The sequence below is a fragment of the Streptomyces sp. NPDC002793 genome, assembly GCF_040295485.1.
Taxonomy (GTDB): domain Bacteria; phylum Actinomycetota; class Actinomycetes; order Streptomycetales; family Streptomycetaceae; genus Streptomyces.
The window spans coordinates 215748-235337 of the sequence record NZ_JBEOVL010000005.1; the positions used below are offsets into that span (position 1 = coordinate 215748).

Annotated in this window: 19 protein-coding genes and 1 pseudogene; 11 read left to right on the forward strand and 9 right to left on the reverse strand. The window is 68.7% G+C overall.

Features of this window, described 5'->3' with window-relative positions:
* The first annotated feature begins 183 nt into the window (after positions 1-183).
* The 3 genes from ABT001_RS07210 (at position 184) to ABT001_RS07220 (ending at position 3536) form a co-directional block, all read left to right on the forward strand.
* Positions 184-1296, forward strand: coding sequence for a LacI family DNA-binding transcriptional regulator (locus tag ABT001_RS07210; RefSeq protein ID WP_351273542.1), 1113 nt, complete (start codon positions 184-186; stop codon positions 1294-1296).
* Positions 1297-1455: 159 nt separating this feature from the next.
* The gene (locus tag ABT001_RS07215) at positions 1456-2529 is read left to right on the forward strand and encodes a metallophosphoesterase (protein ID WP_502967433.1); all 1074 of its coding nucleotides are present in this window, start codon (positions 1456-1458) and stop codon (positions 2527-2529) included.
* Positions 2530-2711: 182 nt separating this feature from the next.
* Positions 2712-3536, forward strand: coding sequence for a hypothetical protein (locus tag ABT001_RS07220; protein ID WP_351273548.1), 825 nt, complete (start codon positions 2712-2714; stop codon positions 3534-3536).
* Between the two features lie 46 nt (positions 3537-3582).
* Here the strand turns inward: ABT001_RS07220 and thiC are convergent, their stop codons facing one another.
* Positions 3583-5406, reverse strand: coding sequence for a phosphomethylpyrimidine synthase ThiC (gene thiC, locus ABT001_RS07225; protein ID WP_351273551.1), 1824 nt, complete (start codon positions 5404-5406; stop codon positions 3583-3585).
* Between the two features lie 197 nt (positions 5407-5603).
* Here thiC and ABT001_RS07230 point away from each other — a divergent pair, with 197 nt between their 5' ends.
* Entirely contained in the window at positions 5604-6974 is a 1371-nt protein-coding gene (locus ABT001_RS07230) for a YibE/F family protein (protein ID WP_351273553.1), read from the forward strand.
* Between the two features lie 63 nt (positions 6975-7037).
* Here ABT001_RS07230 and ABT001_RS07235 read toward each other — a convergent pair whose 3' ends face one another.
* The 4 genes from ABT001_RS07235 to ABT001_RS07250 all read right to left on the reverse strand — a co-directional run bounded on the left by ABT001_RS07235 (position 7038) and on the right by ABT001_RS07250 (position 9272).
* Positions 7038-7475 carry an SsgA family sporulation/cell division regulator gene (locus ABT001_RS07235; RefSeq protein ID WP_073750747.1) on the reverse strand — a complete coding sequence of 146 codons (438 nt, stop codon included), beginning with the start codon at positions 7473-7475 and terminating at the stop codon, positions 7038-7040.
* A gap of 101 nt (positions 7476-7576) precedes the next feature.
* Positions 7577-8344 (reverse strand): IclR family transcriptional regulator, encoded by a 768-nt coding sequence (locus tag ABT001_RS07240; protein WP_351273556.1) that lies wholly within the window; start codon positions 8342-8344, stop codon positions 7577-7579.
* 252 nt (positions 8345-8596) lie between these two features.
* Entirely contained in the window at positions 8597-8806 is a 210-nt protein-coding gene (locus tag ABT001_RS07245; RefSeq protein WP_351273683.1) for a DUF5326 family protein, read from the reverse strand.
* Between the two features lie 148 nt (positions 8807-8954).
* Positions 8955-9272 (reverse strand): cupin domain-containing protein, encoded by a 318-nt coding sequence (locus tag ABT001_RS07250; protein WP_351273558.1) that lies wholly within the window; start codon positions 9270-9272, stop codon positions 8955-8957.
* 78 nt (positions 9273-9350) lie between these two features.
* Between ABT001_RS07250 and ABT001_RS07255 the strand changes: the two genes are divergently transcribed.
* The 4 genes from ABT001_RS07255 to ABT001_RS07270 all read left to right on the forward strand — a co-directional run bounded on the left by ABT001_RS07255 (position 9351) and on the right by ABT001_RS07270 (position 12614).
* Complete coding sequence (locus ABT001_RS07255) at positions 9351-9728, forward strand: phage holin family protein (RefSeq protein WP_351273561.1); 378 nt, start codon at positions 9351-9353, stop codon at positions 9726-9728.
* Positions 9729-9794: 66 nt separating this feature from the next.
* Positions 9795-10919, forward strand: a complete 1125-nt coding sequence (locus ABT001_RS07260) for a cystathionine gamma-lyase (RefSeq protein WP_351273564.1) — start codon at positions 9795-9797, stop codon at positions 10917-10919.
* Positions 10920-11185: 266 nt separating this feature from the next.
* Positions 11186-12082 (forward strand): LysR family transcriptional regulator, encoded by an 897-nt coding sequence (locus ABT001_RS07265; RefSeq protein ID WP_351273566.1) that lies wholly within the window; start codon positions 11186-11188, stop codon positions 12080-12082.
* A 52-nt stretch (positions 12083-12134) separates the two neighbouring features.
* Positions 12135-12614 (forward strand): NUDIX domain-containing protein, encoded by a 480-nt coding sequence (locus ABT001_RS07270; RefSeq protein WP_351273569.1) that lies wholly within the window; start codon positions 12135-12137, stop codon positions 12612-12614.
* Positions 12615-12729: 115 nt separating this feature from the next.
* On the opposite strand, the gene ABT001_RS07275 is transcribed toward ABT001_RS07270, so the two are convergent.
* Positions 12730-13974, reverse strand: a complete 1245-nt coding sequence (locus ABT001_RS07275; protein ID WP_351273571.1) for an MFS transporter — start codon at positions 13972-13974, stop codon at positions 12730-12732.
* Positions 13975-14113: 139 nt separating this feature from the next.
* On the opposite strand from ABT001_RS07275, the gene ABT001_RS07280 reads away from it, so the two are divergent.
* The 3 genes from ABT001_RS07280 (at position 14114) to ABT001_RS07290 (ending at position 16281) form a co-directional block, all read left to right on the forward strand.
* A complete protein-coding gene (locus ABT001_RS07280) occupies positions 14114-14572 on the forward strand; it encodes a MarR family winged helix-turn-helix transcriptional regulator (protein WP_351273573.1) in 459 nt (152 codons plus the stop codon).
* A 28-nt stretch (positions 14573-14600) separates the two neighbouring features.
* Positions 14601-15053 carry a GNAT family N-acetyltransferase gene (locus ABT001_RS07285; RefSeq protein WP_351273576.1) on the forward strand — a complete coding sequence of 151 codons (453 nt, stop codon included), beginning with the start codon at positions 14601-14603 and terminating at the stop codon, positions 15051-15053.
* A 64-nt stretch (positions 15054-15117) separates the two neighbouring features.
* Entirely contained in the window at positions 15118-16281 is a 1164-nt protein-coding gene (locus ABT001_RS07290; protein WP_351273578.1) for a winged helix DNA-binding domain-containing protein, read from the forward strand.
* Between the two features lie 66 nt (positions 16282-16347).
* On the opposite strand, the gene ABT001_RS07295 is transcribed toward ABT001_RS07290, so the two are convergent.
* The 3 genes and pseudogenes from ABT001_RS07295 to ABT001_RS07305 all read right to left on the reverse strand — a co-directional run bounded on the left by ABT001_RS07295 (position 16348) and on the right by ABT001_RS07305 (position 19471).
* A complete protein-coding gene (locus tag ABT001_RS07295; RefSeq protein ID WP_351273581.1) occupies positions 16348-17727 on the reverse strand; it encodes a serine hydrolase domain-containing protein in 1380 nt (459 codons plus the stop codon).
* 226 nt (positions 17728-17953) lie between these two features.
* Positions 17954-18714, reverse strand: a pseudogene (locus ABT001_RS07300) (MerR family transcriptional regulator).
* A 175-nt stretch (positions 18715-18889) separates the two neighbouring features.
* Complete coding sequence (locus ABT001_RS07305) at positions 18890-19471, reverse strand: winged helix-turn-helix domain-containing protein (protein ID WP_351273583.1); 582 nt, start codon at positions 19469-19471, stop codon at positions 18890-18892.
* Positions 19472-19590 lie beyond the last annotated feature (119 nt).

Here is a 19590-nt window from a genome sequence, read left to right on the forward strand (position 1 = left end):
CTTCGAGACATGAGCCATTCAGCAGGTTCATGCGCGCCGATGTATGACACATTAATGCCATCACCCTCAACGCCCTTGCTTTGTAAGGTATTTGCACGTTTTTGATCATGCAGAAACGTGCCTGTCAACGTAGGCATATGCGACCAGCCTCACCCGGCGTCGGACCCCTACTATCGGCTCGCCATGACAGCAGCAGGGAAGCACCAGGTGAGCCGGACAGAGACACCCCGGCGCAACGGCCGGCAAGGACGGGCGGGGATCCGGGATGTAGCCGCCGCGGCGGGCGTCTCCATCACGACCGTGTCCGACGCACTCAACGGCAAGGGCAGGCTCCCGGACGCCACCCGCCACCATGTCCGCGAGGTCGCCGAACGGCTGGGCTACCGCCCGTCCGCGGCGGCCCGAACCCTCCGCACCGGCAAGTCGGGGCTCATCGGCCTGACCGTGACCACGTACGGGGATGAACCTTTCACCTTCACCGAATTCGCGTACTTCGCGGAGATGGCGAGAGCCGCCACATCGGCCGCCCTCGCACGCGGCTACGCCCTCGTGATCCTCCCCGCCACATCACGCCACGACGTCTGGTCCAACGTCGCACTCGACGGGACCGTCGTCATCGACCCCTCCGACCAGGACCCGGTGGTCACCGAGCTCGTGCGCCAAGGGCTCCCCGTCGTCTCCGACGGGCGTCCGGCGGGCCCCCTCCCGGTCACCGCCTGGGTCGACAACGACCACCGGGCGGCCGTCCTCGACCTCCTGGACCACCTCGCGGCCGCGGGAGCCCGCCGTATCGGGCTGCTGACCGGCACCACCACGGACACCTACACGCGTCTCTCCACCACCGCCTACCTCCACTGGTGCGAGCGGGTCGGCCAGGATCCGGTCTACGAGTCCTATCCGGCCCACGACCCCTGCGCGGGCGCCGTCGCCGCGGACCGCCTCCTCGCCCGCCCCGACCGCCCCGACGCCGTCTACGGGCTCTTCGACCCCAACGGCACGGATCTGCTCGCCGCGGCGCGGCGCTACGGCCTACGGGTCCCTGAGGACCTCCTGCTGGTCTGCTGCAGCGAGTCCACCGTGTACGCGTCGACCGAACCCCCCATCACCACGCTCTCGTTGAAGCCCCGCAGAATCGGCACAGCGGTCATCCAGCTCCTCATCGACGCCATCGAAGGGGTGGAACACGACGGTCCGGTGGAGCAGGTGATACCGACGGAGCTCATCGTCCGGACGTCCTCCCAGCGCCGTCCACCACGCACCACGGTCAGCGCTCCGCGATCACCGGCCGGGGACTGATCGGATTAATCGGGACCAAACGACCGATGAACCAGGTGTGCGCACGGATTCACCACCCCTGGTGCGTCACACAGCACGATCCGCATTCCTATGATGGGCGCACGACACCGCGGACCACCTCTACCAGGCAGGGCCCGTCAGGTGTACGGAGGCGCGACGGTGGTGGAGGGGTCGATGACTCAGGGGGCCGGTCAGGAACCCGTGGTGCGGACAGCGACGTTGCGTGACTTCCGCGTACCGCCGTATGCGCAGGTGGCAATGGGCCCGCCCCTGCCGCACCCCGGCAACGTCGCGATGGGCGACGAGCCGCCGGAGGGGTACACCCCCACCGAGCGCGATCTGCCCGTGATCAACCGCGGTGACACCGTCCAGGTGCAGACCGTCCCGGAAGCCCGGCCCGTCGGCGAATCCGGCCGCGGACCGCTCTACGTCGTCGGCGACGTCCACGGCTACCTGGACGAACTCCTGGCAGCGCTGCGCGAGCAGGGCCTGATCGACGCCGAGGGCCGCTGGTCCGCCGGCAACGCCAGGCTCTGGTTCCTCGGCGACTTCACCGACCGGGGTCCCGACGGCATCGGCGTCATCGATCTCGTCATGCGCCTCTCCGCGGAGGCCGCCGCTGCCGGCGGCTACTGCAAGGCGCTCATGGGGAACCACGAACTGCTGCTGCTCGGCGCCAAGAGGTTCGGCGACACCCCGGTGAACTCCGGCGCCGGAACCGCGACCTTCCAGGCCGCCTGGCTGCTCAACGGCGGCCAGAAGACGGACATGGAGCGACTGCAGGACGTCCATCTCCAGTGGATGGCCCGGCTCGACGCGGTCGTCGAGGAGGACGAACACCTCCTGATGCACTCCGACACGACGGCCTACCTCGACTACGGGTCCACCATCGAGGACGTCAACGACACGGTGCACGCCATTCTCACGCGGAACGACGCCGACGAGTGCTGGGACCTCTTCCGCAAGCTCACCAAGCGGTTCGCCTTCCGGGACGAGGGCGGCGCCGAGGCCGTCCGTGAGCTGATGTCGACGTACGGCGGACGGCGCGTCGTCCACGGTCACAGCCCCATTCCATATCTGCTCGGTGAGGTCGCATCGGAGGAGGGCGAGGACGTGGCCCGCCCCGTGGTGGACGGTCCGCACGTCTACGCGGACGGGCTGGCCATCGCCATGGACGGCGGAGTGACCATGGCCGGAAAGCTGTTGGTCGTCCAACTCCCGCTGCATGACTGACGGTCATCGGGGAAGACGCTTCAGGACCCGACGCGGTCAACGGCTGGGCCTATTTCCGGAAACACCCTGTCACCCCATGCCGTAGTCGCTCTACCATCGGCGTATCAGTAGCAGGCTCTCCTCCGTTTCCGCCCGGTCGCCCGGCCCCTTACGGTCGATCAGGCCCTACGGAGCATCGGGGGATGCACATGAAAAGCGCTCCGCACCTGCTGGCCGAGGACCGCCCCGAGTACGAGCGGATCCTGGCCGACGCACTGCGCCATGCTCACGAACGTCCGGATCTGGACGGTATCGGCGACCGTCTCAACCCGGAACAGCTCCGGACGATGGCACTCGACGCCACGCCTCTGATCACAGCGGCGGCGGCCACCGAGTACGACCACTACGTACAGGTCCGCGGTGAACTGCGCGGACCGGACGACACGGATGCCGAGGCATCCGTCCTCGGACCCGCCACCGGCGAAGCCGACCCCACGGGGGCCGGCACGCTCGCGGTGATCTCCGTGCTGGCCCCCGTCCTCGCCGGTACGGCAGCCCTGATATTCCTGCTGATCGGCTACCCCCTGACGGCGCTCGACCCCGCCCCGGCCTTCGCCGGCACCATGGTCACCGCCGGGTGGTTCTTCGCTGCCGTCACCGCCGCGGCCATCCTCGTGGCGGCAGTGGGGCTCCTCGTCACCGCCCTGCGGAACGGTGCCGGCGCACTGCCCGCCCTGGACGAGGAGGAGGAGTTCCCGGAGGACATCGCGCGCGCCAGGGAGGCCTGGCGCCACGCCCTGCTGGAACGCGGCATCCTGCCCTTCCTCCGGGACGCGCTGGACGACCCGACCGCTGGCCCCGCCTCGCGCACGCCGCACCGTTCGGCCAACCGTATCCCGAAGATCGGCTACAGCCGACCGAACTTCTCCGGGCCGGAGGACGGCTCCTCGGCAGGCCCGCGCCCCACCTTCACCAGCCCCGACTTCACCAGCCCGGACTTCGGCGGCCCCGAGCACCGGCCGGAGTGATCCGGCCGGTCACGGCGGCGTGGCGCCGGAGACAGCGGCCCCGGCGTCAGTCCACCACGGGCAGATAGACCCTGTTACCCGCCGCGGCGAACTCCTTGGACTTCTCGGCCATCCCCGCCTCGATCTCCGCCTGTCCGTCCCCGTGCTCCCGACGGATGTCGTGGGAGATCTTCATCGAGCAGAACTTGGGGCCGCACATCGAGCAGAAGTGCGCCGTCTTCGCCGGTTCGGCCGGCAACGTCTCGTCGTGGAACTCCCGCGCGGTGTCGGGGTCGAGCGCCAGATTGAACTGGTCCTCCCAGCGGAACTCGAACCGGGCGTCCGAAAGGGCGTCGTCCCACTCCTGCGCCCCGGGGTGCCCCTTGGCGAGGTCCGCGGCGTGGGCCGCGATCTTGTACGTGATGACACCGGTCTTCACATCGTCACGGTTCGGCAGCCCCAGGTGCTCCTTGGGCGTGACGTAGCAGAGCATCGCGGTCCCCCACCAGGCGATCATCGCCGCGCCGATGCCCGAGGTGATGTGGTCGTACGCGGGAGCCACGTCCGTGGTCAGGGGACCCAGCGTGTAGAACGGAGCCTCCTCGCAGATTTCCTGCTGGAGGTCGATGTTCTCCTTGATCTTGTGCATCGGTACGTGCCCCGGGCCCTCGATCATCGTCTGGACGCCGAACCGCTTGGCGACGGTGTTGAGCTCGCCGAGCGTACGGAGCTCGGCGAACTGCGCCTCGTCGTTGGCGTCGGCGATGCAGCCGGGCCGCAGCCCGTCGCCGAGCGAGTACGTCACGTCGTAGGACGCGAGGATCTCGCAGAGCTCCTCGAAGTGCTCGTACAGGAACGACTCCTTGTGGTGGGCCAGACACCAGGCCGCCATGATGGACCCGCCGCGCGAGACGATCCCGGTCTTACGACGGGCCGTCAGCGGGACGTACGGCAGCCTGACACCGGCGTGCACGGTCATGTAATCGACGCCCTGCTCCGCCTGCTCGACGACCGTGTCCTTGTAGATCTCCCAGGTCAGCTCCTCGGCCCGGCCGTCGACCTTCTCAAGTGCCTGGTAGAGGGGAACGGTGCCGATCGGCACGGGGGAGTTGCGCAGGACCCACTCGCGGGTGGTGTGGATGTTGCGGCCCGTGGAGAGGTCCATGACGGTGTCGGCGCCCCATTGGGTGGCCCACGTCATCTTGTCCACCTCCTCCTCGATGGAGGAGGTGACCGCCGAGTTGCCGATGTTGGCGTTCACCTTCACCAGGAAACGCTTGCCGATGATCATCGGCTCGATCTCCGGGTGGTTGACGTTCGCGGGGAGAACGGCGCGGCCTGCCGCGATCTCCTCGCGCACGACCTCGGGTTCGACGTTCTCCCGGAGCGCGACGTACTCCATCTCCGGGGTGATCTCCCCCCGGCGGGCGTAGGCGAGCTGTGTGACGGGTCGACCGTCACGACTGCGGCGGGGCTGGCGCGGGCGCCCCGGGAAGACCGCGTCGAGGTTGCGCAGACCTCCGCGCGGCGAGGTGTGCTTGAGGCCGTCGTCCTCGGGGCGAGCGGGACGGCCCGCGTACTCCTCTGTGTCCCCGCGGGCGGTGATCCAGTTCTCCCGGACCGGGGCGAGTCCCCGGCGTACGTCGGTGTCGGTGGTGGGATCGGTGTACGGCCCGGAGGTGTCGTACAGCGTCACGTCCTTGCCGTTGGTGAGGTGCACCTGACGGACCGGCACCCGGAGGTCCGGGCGTGAGCCCTGGACGTACCCCTTGTGCCAGCCGATGGACTTCCCGGCCTCGGCGTTCCTGGATGCCCCGGCGCCGCTCTCGGTGTTCGCCGTGGGCCCTGCGTTCTGCTTCGAGGCAGGCGTGCGTGCGTCCGCTGTGGTCATGAGACCTACTCCCTACGCCGGCATTACCCGGTAACAGGTTCGGCGGTCGGCGCAGCGTGTCCCGTATGGATATACGGAGGTCAGCGCCCTCTCAGCCCGGTGCTCCGAGCTCCCGCGTGTACAGATGTGTTCCCACGCTAGCCTCCCTTCGGGCGTGCTGGCCAGAGTGCCCGCCCTGTTCTTGGGATGATCGACGGGTGACGTCTCCCGGAAGCGCCCCCGAAACCCCCGGCCCCGAAACCAACGGCCACGCATCAGGCAGCACGCAGAGTCATGCGCACGGCCACTCCCACAGCCACGGGCCCGCGGCTCCTGTGTCCAAGCATCTGCGGAAGGTCATCGCGGCCGTGCTGATCCCGTTCGCGACCGCGGTGCTGGTCGGACTCGCGGCGTTCTGGCCGGGCGGCGCCCCGGCCCATGAGCGCACGGGTGTCGGATTCGACCGGCAGACCCAGGACGGGCAGGTGACGAAGGTCGTGTCGGTCGACTGCGCGGACGTCAACGCCTCTCAGGTGCCGGCGACCGGCGACACCTCCACGGCCTCGGGGCGGGAAGCCGTCAACGAGCAGACGGGGGAGTGCAAGAAGGCCACGGTCGAGGTGACGACCGGGGCGGACAAGGGGCGCACCTTCGTCGAGGTGGTCCAGCCCGATGCCCCCCGGCAGCTGAGGGAGGGCCAAGGCGTGGTCGTGGCGTACGCCCCGGACGCGCCTCGGGACCTTCAGTACTCGGTGACCGATGTGGACCGCTCGTTCCCGATGGCGCTCCTGGCCGGCATCTTCGCCCTCGCGGTCGTCGTCGTGGGCAGACTGCGCGGGCTGATGGCACTGATCGCGCTCGCCGTCTCCTTCGGCGTACTGACCCTGTTCATCCTGCCGGCGATCCTGCAGGGTTCGAATCCGCTGGTCGTCGCGGTGATCGGGGCAAGCGCCATCATGCTGATCGCCCTCTACACCTGCCACGGTCTGACGGCCCGTACCTCCGTCGCCGTCATCGGCACGCTCATCTCGCTGTTGCTGATCGGGCTGCTGGGCTCACTCTTCATCGGCTGGGCCAGCCTGTCCGGGAACACGGACGACAACACCGGGCTCATCCACGGCCTGTACCCGGACATCGACATGAGCGGGCTACTGCTGGCCGGTGTGATCATCGGCTCGCTCGGTGTGCTCGACGACGTGACCGTCACCCAGACCTCGGCGGTCTGGGAGCTGCACCAGGCCGACCCGACGATGGGGGTACGGCGTCTCTACCGGGCGGGCATCCGTATCGGGCGCGACCACATCGCCTCGGTCGTCAACACGCTCGTCCTCGCCTACGCGGGCGCGGCTCTTCCCCTGCTGCTTCTCTTCTCGATCGCCCAGAGCGGCGTAGGCACCGTGGCCAACAGCGAACTGGTCGCGGAGGAGATCGTCCGGACACTCGTAGGGTCGATCGGGCTGGTCGCCTCGGTCCCGGTGACGACCGTACTCGCGGCCCTCGTGGTCTCCGCGGACCGCACGGGGCTCGGCACGGAAGCCGGAGCTCCCGCACCCGCACGGGCCGGGAGGGGCCGACGCCGCAAGGCGTGAGCCGGGGCACCGGACGCGTGGAACCGGGCCGCCGGTGTTCGGTGTTCAGCCGGACCTTCCTGCTCAGCCGGCGTTCTGCTCCTTGGCGAGAATGCGGCCCAGTGCCTCTTCGAGATTGCCGTCGAAGTCACCCAGCGTGTGCTCCTGTCCCAAAGGCACCAGCTTGTCCGTCCGGTCGAGAAATGCCACAAGGGGTGCCGTACCGGCCCTGAAGAGCGCTCGGTCCGCTCCGACCTGAAGGCGGATGTGTACATCCGACAGCCCTTCGGGCTCGGTCGGGCCGATGTGCACATCGCCGTCGCCGCTGGGACTGTTGAGACCGTCGAGCAGCAGCTCACGGCCGAATGCCCAGGTGACGGGGGCGTCACCTGGCAGGTGGAAGGTCATCCGGATCGCGTACGGATCGCTGACCTCGTACCGGAGCTCCACCGGAATACGGAAGGAGAGTTCCTCGGATACGAGGAAGCTCATCATGACCTCTGCTTGAACCGACTCGCGCATCGTTCAACCCCGCAGTAGATGAAACTGGCCAGGAATGATCCCCCATGGCCCTATTGACGCCATCGTGGTGCACGCGATAGCAGATCACAAGGAGTGATTTTTCAGATACTGATAGAGAACACGAACGAGCGCAAGAGGGTGGTCACTTCACAGCGTAGTTGTTCGACCGCAGCGAGCAACCGTTCCTCTTGGTGCAGGGGGAGGGAAACAGCCATGGCCGCCACGGCGGAACCGACAGTGATCGGAATGGCCGCGCAGACGGTTCCCATGGCGTACTCCTGCCGTTCGACGACAGGTTCCGTACGTTTCATCGAGCCGAGCCGCTTCAGGAACGCCTGACGGTCCCTCACGGAGTAACGCGTCAGCGGACGCACGGGGTGCCGGTCCAGATGATCCTCACGTGCACGCTCGTCGAGCTGCCCGAGGAGGCACTGCCCGAGGGCGTGGGCATGGCCCGTCTCACGGAACGAGGCCCACTCGCGCACGGCGGGAGCGGCGGGAGTGTCCGCCACGGCGATCATCTCGATCTCGCCGTCCTTGTACAGGGCGCAGTACACAGGGGCACCGATGACGTCCGCCCAGTGCGCGAGCGAGTCCACGATCACACCAGGACGCGGAGTCGCGGGGCCACCGCCCAGCCGCTCGGCCGCCGCCCCGAACAGGAAGACACCGTTCTCCCTGCGCAGATATCCCTCATGGGTCAGGGTTCGCAGCAGGTGATAGGCGGTGGGCAGCGGAAGGCCTGCCTCTCGGGCAAGCTGCTTTGCCGGCGCCCCGTCCCGATGGGTGCCCACAGCCTCCATAAGTCTCAGCGCCCGCTGAACCGAACCGATCAACGTCGGGACAGTGGTACTCGATGCCGTGGTCACAGGTCACCCCCAGGCATGGTGACGGGCTCTCAGCCCTCCCGCGGGGGCCGCCCCCACGGGCACGCCGCGAGCCTGGAGTCCGGAGACCGGACGGTCGCACAAACCACTGGGCAGGATGGTGACGGACCGTCATTTCCCAGCTGGCGGCAGCGGTACGCCACTGTATCCGCACGTACAGTCACGAGTGAGGTTTCGTCGTGGACTTAGCTCAGCTGGGCTAATCGCCGACTCCGCGGCCCGCCCCGGGCGCCCCTACCAGTCGCTGCGCTCGGACGAGGACATGAACTTCCGCACGACGAAGATCAGGCCGCCCACCAGGACGACGAACACCAGCACCTTGAACAGGAGCCCGATGACGAACCCGACCACGCTGGCGATCAGACCGCCGAACACGACGATCGCGATGAGAGGCACCGCGACCCACTTCACCCACCAGGGCATCCCCGCGAACATCTCCCGCACCGCCATCGCCGTTACCTCTTCTCTCTGAGTCCCTGCCCCGATGCTAGAGGCGCAGGGGTGGCCGGCGGGGGCCCGGGAGCCCTTGAAGTCCCCTGAACGATCCCCTAGGGAACATCGGGTCCGGGCCGCCGGAACACCGCTGGGCCGCTCAGCCCTCCGGCGGGGAGAACACCACCATCACCCGCAGGTCCTCGGTGACGTGGTGGAACTTGTGGGCGGCACCCGCCGGTACGTACACCACGCTCCCCCGCCCCACCTGCGTGGTCTCCGTACCGACCGTGATCGAGGCACGGCCGCTCACGACGAAGTACACCTCGTCCTGACGGTGCGGCTGCTGAGGGTCGAGCGCGCCGGCGTCCAAGGCGTACAGGCCTACGGACATGTTGCGTTCCCGGATGAACTGCAGATAGGCGCCGTCGTTCGCAGCACGTTCCGCCTCCAGCTCGTCCAGTCTGAATGCCTTCATCGTCCGTCCGCCCCTCGCGCCTGTGCAGGCCTGTCCCGCCGGTGTCCGCCACCGATCATGTCTGCCACGATCAGACACATGAAGAATTTCGTAGTCAAGACGATCGCCAACGCGGGTGCGCTGGCCGTGGCCATCTGGCTGCTCCAGGACATCACGCTGACCGGTGGCAGCACCGGGCGCAAGGTCCTCACGCTGATCGTGGTGGCGCTGCTGTTCGGCCTGGTGAACTTCGTCGTCAAGCCGGTGGTGAAGCTTCTCACCCTGCCGCTGTTCATCCTGACGCTCGGACTGATCACGCTCGTGGTCAACGCCCTGATGCTGATGCTGACCTCCTGGCTGGCCGACGTCGTCGATCTGAACTTCCATGTCGACGGTTTCTGGACCGCGGTCCTGGGCGGACTGATCATCTCGGTCGTGTCCTGGGCGCTCAACGTGGTGCTCCCCGACGACGACTGATCCACCCCTCCGATGACACAGTGCCGAGCGGACCGGTGGACACCGGGGAGAGACGAGGAAATGAACATGAGCACCACGGGCGACGGAACACGGGCTGTCCGGGCAGGCCTGCCCGAACCGGAGCAGTACGAGCCCACACTTCCCGGTCCGGTATTCGCCGCGCACTTCCACCTGTCCGGCGAGCCCGTCGGCCCCTATACCTACGGCCGGGACACGAATCCGACCTGGACCCACCTTGAGCGCGCCATCAGTGAGCTGGAGGCACCGGGGGAGCAGGTCGAGACCACGGTCTTCGCCTCCGGGATGGCCGCCATCTCGGCCGTGCTGCTGTCCCAGGCGCGGACGGGCGACGTCGTGGTCCTGCCGGACGACGGCTATCAGGCGCTCCCCCTGGTGCGTGAACAGCTGGAGGCGTACGGCGTCGAGGTGCGGACCGCGCCGACCGGCGGCGATGCCCAGCTGTCCCTCCTCGACGGAGCGAAGCTGCTGTGGATCGAGACGCCCTCCAACCCCGGGCTGGACGTCTGTGATGTGCGCAGGCTCGTCGAGGCCGCGCACGCCGCGGGCGTCCTGGTCGCCGTCGACAACACCCTGGCGACCCCCCTCGGCCAGCGTCCGCTCGAGCTGGGGGCGGACTTCTCTGTAGCCAGCGACACCAAGGGGATGACCGGGCACGGGGACATCCTGCTCGGCCATGTCAGCTGCCGGGACCCCCGGCTGACGGCCGGCGTGCGGCGCTGGCGCAAGGTGGTCGGCGCCATCCCCGGCCCCATGGAGGCCTGGCTCGCACACCGTTCGCTGGCCACGCTGCAGCTGCGGGTCGACCGCCAGTGCGCGACGGCGCTGGCACTCGCCGAGGCTCTGGCCGAGCGCTCGGACGTGACGGGGCTCCGGTACCCGGGGCTGCCGGACGACGCTTCGTATCCGACCGCCGTGCGGCAGATGCGGCGCTTCGGCTCCGTGGTCTCGTTCGAACTGGCGGACAAGGACACCGCGGAGCGTTTCCTCGCAGGGCTGCGCTTGGTCGAGGAGGCGACGAGCTTCGGCGGCGTACGCTCCACCGCCGAGCGCCGGGCCCGCTGGGGCGGGGACGCGGTGCCTGAGGGTTTTGTGCGCTTCTCCGTCGGCGCCGAGGACCCCGAGGATCTGCTGGCGGACGTCGAACGCGCGCTGAACGAGTCCGCGCGCTGAACGCTCCCCCACGGTCCTGGCAGGACCGGCCCGGGACGGGCGTCCCCGTCCACCGGGCCGGTCCTGCTCGGGACGAGCGGCCCGAGTCTCCCCCCTCATGACTCGGACCGCCCCGGTTCCTGCGTTGAGAACCGCCTGGACAAGGCTAGTTGACTGTGCGTCAGTGTCCAATCACAGTAGCGACAGCGGCGTATCGACATATTTATAGTTGGGACGGTGCGGGATGGCGCAGCGCCCGTCGAAGAGGAGAGGGGCAGGGATCGGACATGGATTTGGCCCTGCTGCGCACGTTCGTCACGGTGCACAGGGCCGGATCGTTCACTCGGGCCGCTGCCCTGCTCGGGCTGTCCCAGCCCGCCGTCACCTCACAGATACGCACCCTGGAGCGACAGCTGGGCCGTCCGCTCTTCCTGCGGAGGGCCCGGGGGGTGACCCCCACCACCATCGGCGACGAGCTCGCCCAACGGGCGGCTCCTCACCTGGACGCGCTGGTCGACATCGTCGAGGCGGGGCTCGACGAAGAGCTGGGAGCAAGGACGCTGCACCTGGCAGGGCCTCCCGAGTTCACCTCCGTACGGGTGCTGCCCGCCCTCACCCCGCTGATCTCCCAAGGGCTCGCGCTGCGCAGCACTTTTGTCGCGAACACCGAGGAGACGCTGGAGGGGCTGGCCGCCGGACATCATGATCTGGCCATCACCACCGCCCGTCCGCGCGGTGGGCTGGTGACCTCGACCACCCTCTGCGACGAAGAGCACGTCCTGGTCGCCGCACCTCGCTGGGCAGGGCGTCTGGGACCAGGTGCGCTACGGCACAGAGGCTCCGTGCTGCTGGAGAAGCTGCCGGTGGTCGAGGTGCACGAGACCCTTCCCCTGGTCTCCCGCTACTGGGCGACGGTCTTCGACAGTCGCCCAGCTGCTTCCGCTGCCGTCATCGCGCCGGATCTCCGCGCGGTCCTGGAGTGCGCGGCAGCCGGTGCCGGCCTCGCCGTGCTGCCGCGCTATCTCTGCGAGGGTGCGCTGGAGCGAGGCGAAGTCGTGGCCCTGCTCGACCCGCCGGTGCCGCCGCTGCGCACGTACTTCCTCCTCGTGAGGGCCGGCACGCTGGGCCTGCCGCACATCGCGCGGGCGCACGAGTGGCTGGTGCGCGCGGCCGTGGACTGGTGACCGGTCGGCCGATAGGAGTTTCAGATCGGACTTCCTGGGCCACTCTCTTGCCATGACCGAACGTCCTGTGGTCAAGCGCACGGCACGCGCCGTCCTGCTCGACGGCGATGACCTCATCCTGATCAAGCGCACCAAACCCGGCGTCGACCCGTACTGGCTCACACCGGGTGGCGGCGTCGAGCCCGAGGACGCCACCGTCGTCGACGCGCTGCACCGCGAGGTCGACGAGGAGCTCGGCGCCAAGATCATCGATGTGGTGCCTTGTTTCGTCGACACCGTCGAGCACATCGCCGGGGGCGGCGTCACCGGCGTGAAGGTGCAGCACTTCTTCGTCTGCCGACTGGCGTCGATGGACCTGTCACGTCGGCATGGACCGGAGATCGACGAGCCCTGTGGAGAGTACGAGGTGGTCCGCGTGCCCTTCAGCCGCGTAGGCATCGCCGCGGTACACCTCGTGCCCCTGTCACTCCGGCACTATCTGGACGCGAATATCGAGGGTGTACGGGCGATGCACTCACCCGACCTGAGCTGAGGCAGGATGACCGGGCTCTCCGCTCCGGGCACCGTGTTTCACGTGAAACGACTCGAGCAGCCCTGTTCGCCGCGACACCCTCGATCACGTCGCCGTGTCTCTTCGTCTCTCCTCGTCACCGCGCTGTCGGTGCTGAAGAGCTGAGGGCCGACTCGACGGCATCGGCGCCTGCGGCAGGGGCCGACGCTTGCGCGGCAACCGGTCGGCCGCCGATGAACGTCCGGCGCTCCAGCACCCCGGAGAGCACGGCCAGAAGCAGCGCCGAGGCCGCCAGTACGGCACCGACCCAGTTGGGCGCGGTGTAACCGAACCCCGCCGAGATGACGATGCCGCCGAGCCAGGCCGCGAGCGCGTTGCCGAGGTTGAAGGCCCCGATGTTGACGGCCGAGGCCAGGGTCGGCGCGCCGGCAGCCTGGTCGAGAACTCGCTTCTGAAGCGGGGGTACGGTCGCGAAACCGAGGGCTCCGATCAGAACAACGGTCACCGCGGCGGCGATCTTGTTGTGTGCGGTCAGCGTGAACAGGGCCAGGATCACGGCGAGCGCACCGAGGGACACGTACAGCATCGGCATCAAGTGACGGTCGGCGAACTTGCCACCCAGCAGGTTCCCGCCGACCATGCCGAGCCCGAAGAGGACCAGCAGCCAGGTGACGGATGATGTCGCGAAGCCGGCGGTCTCCGTCATCATCGGGGTGATGTAGGTGATCGCAGCGAAGACGCCGCCGAAGCCCAGAACCGTCATCGCCATGGCGAGCAGCACCTGGACGTTGCGGAATGCGGCCAGCTCGTGGCGGATACGCACGCCCTGAGGCCTCGGCTGCTCGGGCACGAGCTTCGCCACGCCGAGAAGGCCCAGGACGCCGAGTCCCGCGACTACGAAGAACGTGACGCGCCAGCCGACGCTCTGGCCGATGAAGGTTCCCAGGGGTACGCCGACGACGTTGGCCACGGTGAGTCCGGTGAACATCATGGCGATGGCCCCGGCCTTCTTCTCCGGAGCGACCAGGCCTGCGGCCACGACCGATCCGATGCCGAAGAAGGCTCCATGGGCGAGTGAGGCGATCACCCGTCCGGCGAGCATCACGCCGAAGACGGGGGCGAGTGCAGACACCACGTTCCCGACGATGAACAGCCCCATCAAGAGCATCAACATCCGCTTCCTGGTCACTCTGGTGCCCAGGATGGTCATCAGCGGAGCACCCAGGACCACGCCCAGGGCGTAGCCCGTCACCAGGAACCCCGCGGTCGGGATCGAGACCTGGAAGTCAGCCGCGACCTCGGGAAGCAACCCCATGATCACGAACTCGGTGGTTCCGATACCGAATGCCCCGATGGCCAGGGCGAGGAGCGCGAGCGGCATGAAGGCCACCTTCCAAAAGATTGCGTCTGCACCTTACGAGCGGCCACAATAATTGCAGACGCTTACTAAATGCAAGCGCGGGCTATTGCGCGCGTGCCCTATCCTGGAGGCAAGCAGCTCCCGCACGGAGGAGAGATCCATGACAGCGACAGACCCCGCACTGACGGCCCTCGCGCAGAGCTGGTGCGCCCTTTCTCTGCTCCACGGGAAGATCGAGGCCCGCATCGAACGGGCCCTGCAGTCCCACCACAGCCTCAGCGCGCGCGAGTTCTCGCTGCTCGACGTCCTGAGCCGCCAGCACAGCGGCACGGGCGGTCATCTGCAGATGAAGCAGGTCGCGGACGCCGTGGTGCTCAGCCAGAGCGCCACCACCCGGCTGGTCACCCGGCTCGAGGACCGTGGGCTGCTCACGCGGTACCTGTGCGACACAGACCGCCGAGGCATCTATACGGACGTCACCGAGGCAGGTCTCACGCTGCTGAACCAGGCCAGGCCGACCAATGACACCGCACTCCGCGCCGCTCTCGACGAGGCGGCCCGGAATCCCGAGCTCGCCCCGCTGGTCCGGACGGTCGAGGCGCTGAAGATTCCCGCCTGACCCGGTGGGTGTGCGTAGTCTGCCGATCATGAGCGATCTCGACATACGTCCCGCCGCACTCACCGACATTCCCGCCATCGTGGCCATGCTCGCCGACGACCCGCTGGGTGCCGGGCGCGAGTCCCCGGACGATCTCGCCCCGTACCACGCCGCCTACCGGCGGCTTGCCGACGACCCGAATCAGCACCTGGTCGTGGCCGTGCGTAAGACGCGCGTCGTAGGGACCCTCCAGCTCACGATCGTTCCAGGGCTGTCCCGACGTGGTGCGACCCGTTCCGTCGTCGAAGGTGTCCGCATCCATGCGGAGGAGCGTGGCGGCGGCCTCGGCACCCAGTTGATCCAGTGGGCGGTCGACGAATCCCGGCGGCAGGGATGCCAGTTGGTGCAATTGACATCGGACACCGCCCGTACCGACGCCCGCCGTTTCTACGAGCGCCTCGGCTTCACCGCGAGCCATGTGGGGTTCAAACTCTCTCTCTGAACCGTGGAGTTCCGCCTCCGGACCGTGGTGGTCCGGACAACTCCGCACTCCGGGGAGGCCTCACGTGCACCGTATCGATGACGAGCAGCGCAGGATTCGACTCGGCCGACGACATCTGCTGGCCCCGTCCGTGCGTACCGAATCCGTCGTCGCAGTGGCTGATGCCGTCGTCGCCCTGCACTCGACGGATGCCGCCACGGTCTATCTCTCCGTCTGCGCACGGTTGACCGTCCCCGAGGTCGGAGCGGTGGAGCGGGCACTCTACGAGGATGTCTCGCTGGTGCGGCTGCTCTCCATGCGGAACACCCTGTTCACCATGTCCACGGACATCGCGCCGGCCGTAACCGCGTCGAACGCACGGGCCGTAGCGGCCAAGGAGCGCCGGAAACTGGTCGCCCACCTACGGGAGGCCGACAGCGGGCTGGACGAGCGGTGGCTCGCCGACACCGAACAGCAGACGCTCGCCGCCCTGACCGCACGAGGTCATGCCACGGGAAGCGAGCTCTCGGCAGCCGTACCCGCTCTGCGCACGAAGATCACCGTCTTCCCCGGAACGAGGCAGGAGACGGTGCAGGGCGTCGCCTCCCGGGTGCTCCGGGTGCTGGCCGCCGACGGGCGTATCCGGCGCGCCCGGCCACGCGGATCGTGGACCTCCAGCCAGTTCCGTTGGACGGCCGCCTCCCCCTGGCCACCCTCGGATCCTGCCGCGGCCAGAGCGGACGTGACCAGACGCTGGCTTCACGCCTACGGCCCCGCATCCGAAGCAGACCTGAAGTGGTGGACCGGGTGGGGCGTCCGGGACACACGCGCGGCCCTGGCAGCCGTCGGCGCCGAGGAGGTCCAGCTCGGCAGTGGGGCGGCCGGGTGGGTGGCGCCGGGAGATCTCGCCGCCGAGCCGGCTCCGGAGCCCTGGGCGGCCCTCCTGCCCGGTCTCGACCCCAGCGCGATGGGCTGGGCCGACCGCGGTTTCCAACTGCCCGTCGATCACCGTGCCGCGCTTTTCGACCGAGCGGGGAACGTCGGACCCACGGTGTGGTCGAACGGCGGGATCGTGGGTGGCTGGGCACAGCGCGCGAATGGCGAGGTCGTCTGGCGGTTGTTGTCCGACGTGGGCCGGGAGACCGCCCAGCTCATCGAGGCAGAGGCGGCCCGGCTGACGGCATGGGCGGGCGACACCCGGATCACCCCTCGCTTCCGTACGCCTCTGGAGCGCGAGCTCACCGCCTGACCCCTGCGCCGCCGAGACATCGGTCGGTCGGGGCGGCGTTTCACGTGAAACGCCGTCCCGCACTCATCAGACGGAGAGCCCTCGCCAACCGCCTTCGTCCACGCCACCGGGAATGGCCGCGTCCCGGTCGTACGGCTCCCGTGTGAAGACGAACGAACCCAGGTCGAGGTGATCCACCCTGCCGTCCTCGGTACGCACGACCCGGAGCGTCTCCCCCGCGTAGTAACCGTTGAGCCCCGTCCAGGTTCCGTCGGGACAGGCTCGGAACCGAGCGGCGCGGCCGACGTCACGCAACGGCTGCAACTCCAGGCCCCCGTCCGCGAGCAATTTCAGGGCATGGACCTGAGTTCCCCAGTACCAGGGGCCGGTCAGCGCCAGCAGTGCTTCATCGACGTCGGGCAGCGGTCGCCAGGGCTCCGGGATCCTCGGCTCCGCATCGGCGACGATCAACAGGAGTTCCGCGGCGACCACCCCGGTCGACGGGCCGGAGGTGGCGTTCGCGAGCACCACGGCCGCCACGTCGTCCTCGACGCTGAACCACAGCGTGGCCAGGAAACCGGGCAGTGAGCCTCCGTGGCCGAAGAGCGTGCGATCCCCGCACCGCACGGCTTGAAGGCCGAGACCGTACGTGCCGGCCCAGTCGCCCGTCTCGGGCGGAGCGGCGGGAGCGCGCATCTCCGCGACCGAGGACGCGCACAGCACTCGGTCATCGCCCTGCGCCAGGAAGGCGGCGAACCGGAGCAGATCGGTGGTGGTCGACCAGAGCTGTCCGGCCGGCGCCATCAGCCCCAGGTCCTCGGCCGGTTCGGGCAGCATCACGTCGGCCCATGGGTGCACCGCCCAGCCGCCCGCGTGCGGGGCATGCGCCTGCGGAGTCGTGCGGTCCATCCCCAGAGGTTCCAGAATCTCGCGGCGCAGCACCTCCGCCCAGGAGTCACCGCGCAGCCGCTCGACAAGCGTGCCGAGCAGTGTGTACCCCGGGTTCGAGTAGTGGTGCCGGTGGCCGGGCGAGGTGAGCAACGGACTGTCGCCGAGCACGTCCGCCAGCTCCGGGCGGGTGGTGCCAGGCGTCCTCTCCCACCAGGGGGCCGGTGTCTCCGCACCCAGACCGGCGCTGTGGCCGAGCAGTTGCTGCACAGTCACCTCTCCTACGCCCGTCCCCGGCAGGTGCTTTTCCAGGGGATCCCCCAGATCCAGGAGCCCTTCGTCACGCAGACGCATCACCAGCACGGCGGTGAACGTCTTGGTGATGGACCCGATCCTGAACTGGGTGTCCCCATCGGGTTCGTGTCCGTCCACACAGCTACGCGCCCCGGTCCAGGCAACCTGCCCGTCCCGCTGCACCGCGGCAACGAGGGAAGGGGTCCGCCCTTGTGACTGGGCGGTGGCGACGCGGTGCAACAAGGCCCGCCGCGTGCTGGGGAGCAGAAGTTCGGTAGAGGTCATGCCCAAGCATGACCTGCGCGGGTACGCCGGGCGAACCCATGTGGCAGCTACCGGGCGGCCTCAGCCGGAGGGCCACGCCATCCCGCCCCGGGGCTGCCGCATTCGATGTGGACGAGCGCAGGACCACCTCGCTCGGCATCCAGGGAGCCGGGCGAGGTGAGCCTGTCGAGGCGGCAGGTTGGAGCGGCCTTCGCAGTTGGTTCCCGTAGGCCGGACCGGTCTTGGGTCAGCTCAGCCGGATGGTGGCGTACGCCTCGATGGCATCCCGCTGATAGGTGGCCAGACCCGGTGCGATCGCCTCGTACGCGGCACGCCATGCGTCGTTGTCCACGCAGGAGCGTCCGATGGCGCGGTACTCCTCGGCGGACACGGCCCGCAGCCGGGTCAGTGACCGGTACCGCCTGTCGATCTCGGTCTGCACCGGCTCTGCGTCGATCGGGCGGCCGGCGGCCATCAGCTCGGCCAGCCGGATCATCTGGGCCGTGCGCTCGCGCTGCCCGTCCTCGATGTCCTGCGGCGTCATCTCGGCGACCCTGCGGGCGACCTTCTCGGCGTGCTCCGGGAAATCGTGCAGGCTCTCCTCGTACTGGGAGGGCTGGATGCCCTCGAACAGGTTCTCCGGGCGATTGATGGCGGTCATGGGTGTGCCGTCCTTCCTGGACTGTTCCAGTTCGGCGATCGTGCGGGAGACGGTGTCGGCCAGGGCGTCGAGCCGGTCCCGCTCGGCGAGCAGTCGCCGGTGGTGGCAGAGCAGGGCTTCCACCTCGTCGACCTGGTCGGCCAGGATGCGGCCGACCTCGGGAAGCCCTACGCCCAGCGCCCGCAGTACGAGAATCTGCTGCAGCCGCAGCAGTTGCTGCTCCTCGTAGTAGCGGTGGCCGTTGCCCCCGATCCGGGCAGGCGGCAGCAGGCCGATCTCGTCGTAGTGCCGCAGGTCCGAGCGGTCACGCCCGACATCCGGGCAACCTCCGCGATGGGCCAGTCCATCGCTGCCTCCCTCACGAGCGCGTCGACAGGACCGGTTTCTCCGGCCCTGCTCAGGACGGTAGGAGCTGCCGCAGCGGCAACGTCAACCCTGCACACCAGGGCTTCCCGTTTTCGACCCCGCCACAGCGCCGAACAGCACTCCCGGGTCGGATGGCAGGCCCCGGCTTCGGGTTCCTCAGACCCGGTCCGCGCCGTCTGCTGCGTGGGGGAGCAAGGGGAACAGCCGGGTGATGAGAGCCACCGGTCGAGCGCCTTCGGGCCGGGCCAGAGGGCGTTCTTCGCGGTCCTGGTAGGGCGCGAGCGCCCGTCGGATCACATCCGCGACCCGGCTCATCTCCTCAGGTGTCAGGTATGCGACGGCGCTGAAGGCCTCGTCGTGGCGCCATTCGGAAGGTGCTTCGCCTCGCTGGACCAGCCACCGCTGCCAGCTCTCGTCCTCCAGCCCACGGGCCAAGTCTCCGAACCGCTCCTCCGCCACGGGCCGGTCGGCAGCGGGAGCATGCCGCCTCAGACGCCAGGGCCGAGCGCGGCCCCCGCGGTGGGGGGCCTCTTCGATGTATCCGTGGCGTCCGAGCTGCCGTAGGTGGAAGGAGCAGAGGCCAGAGCTGTAGCCGAGGCGGGAGGCGGCTTCCGTCGCCGTGACGGTGCCGACTTCGGCGAGCAGGTCCAGCAGAGCCGTGCGGACTTCGTGCTCACGCAATCCTTCGCCGGTGCCGGTTGCCTGATCGTCCGGTGCGTTGACGTCATCTTCAGTCACTTTGCAAAGTCTGCTACTTTGCAAAGCGCTGCGCAAGCAGCGCTACTGCTGAAGGCCGGGGGGATGCCTCCGCGGCATCTGTGACGCGCGCGGAGCGGCGTGCGCAAAAGGGAGACAGA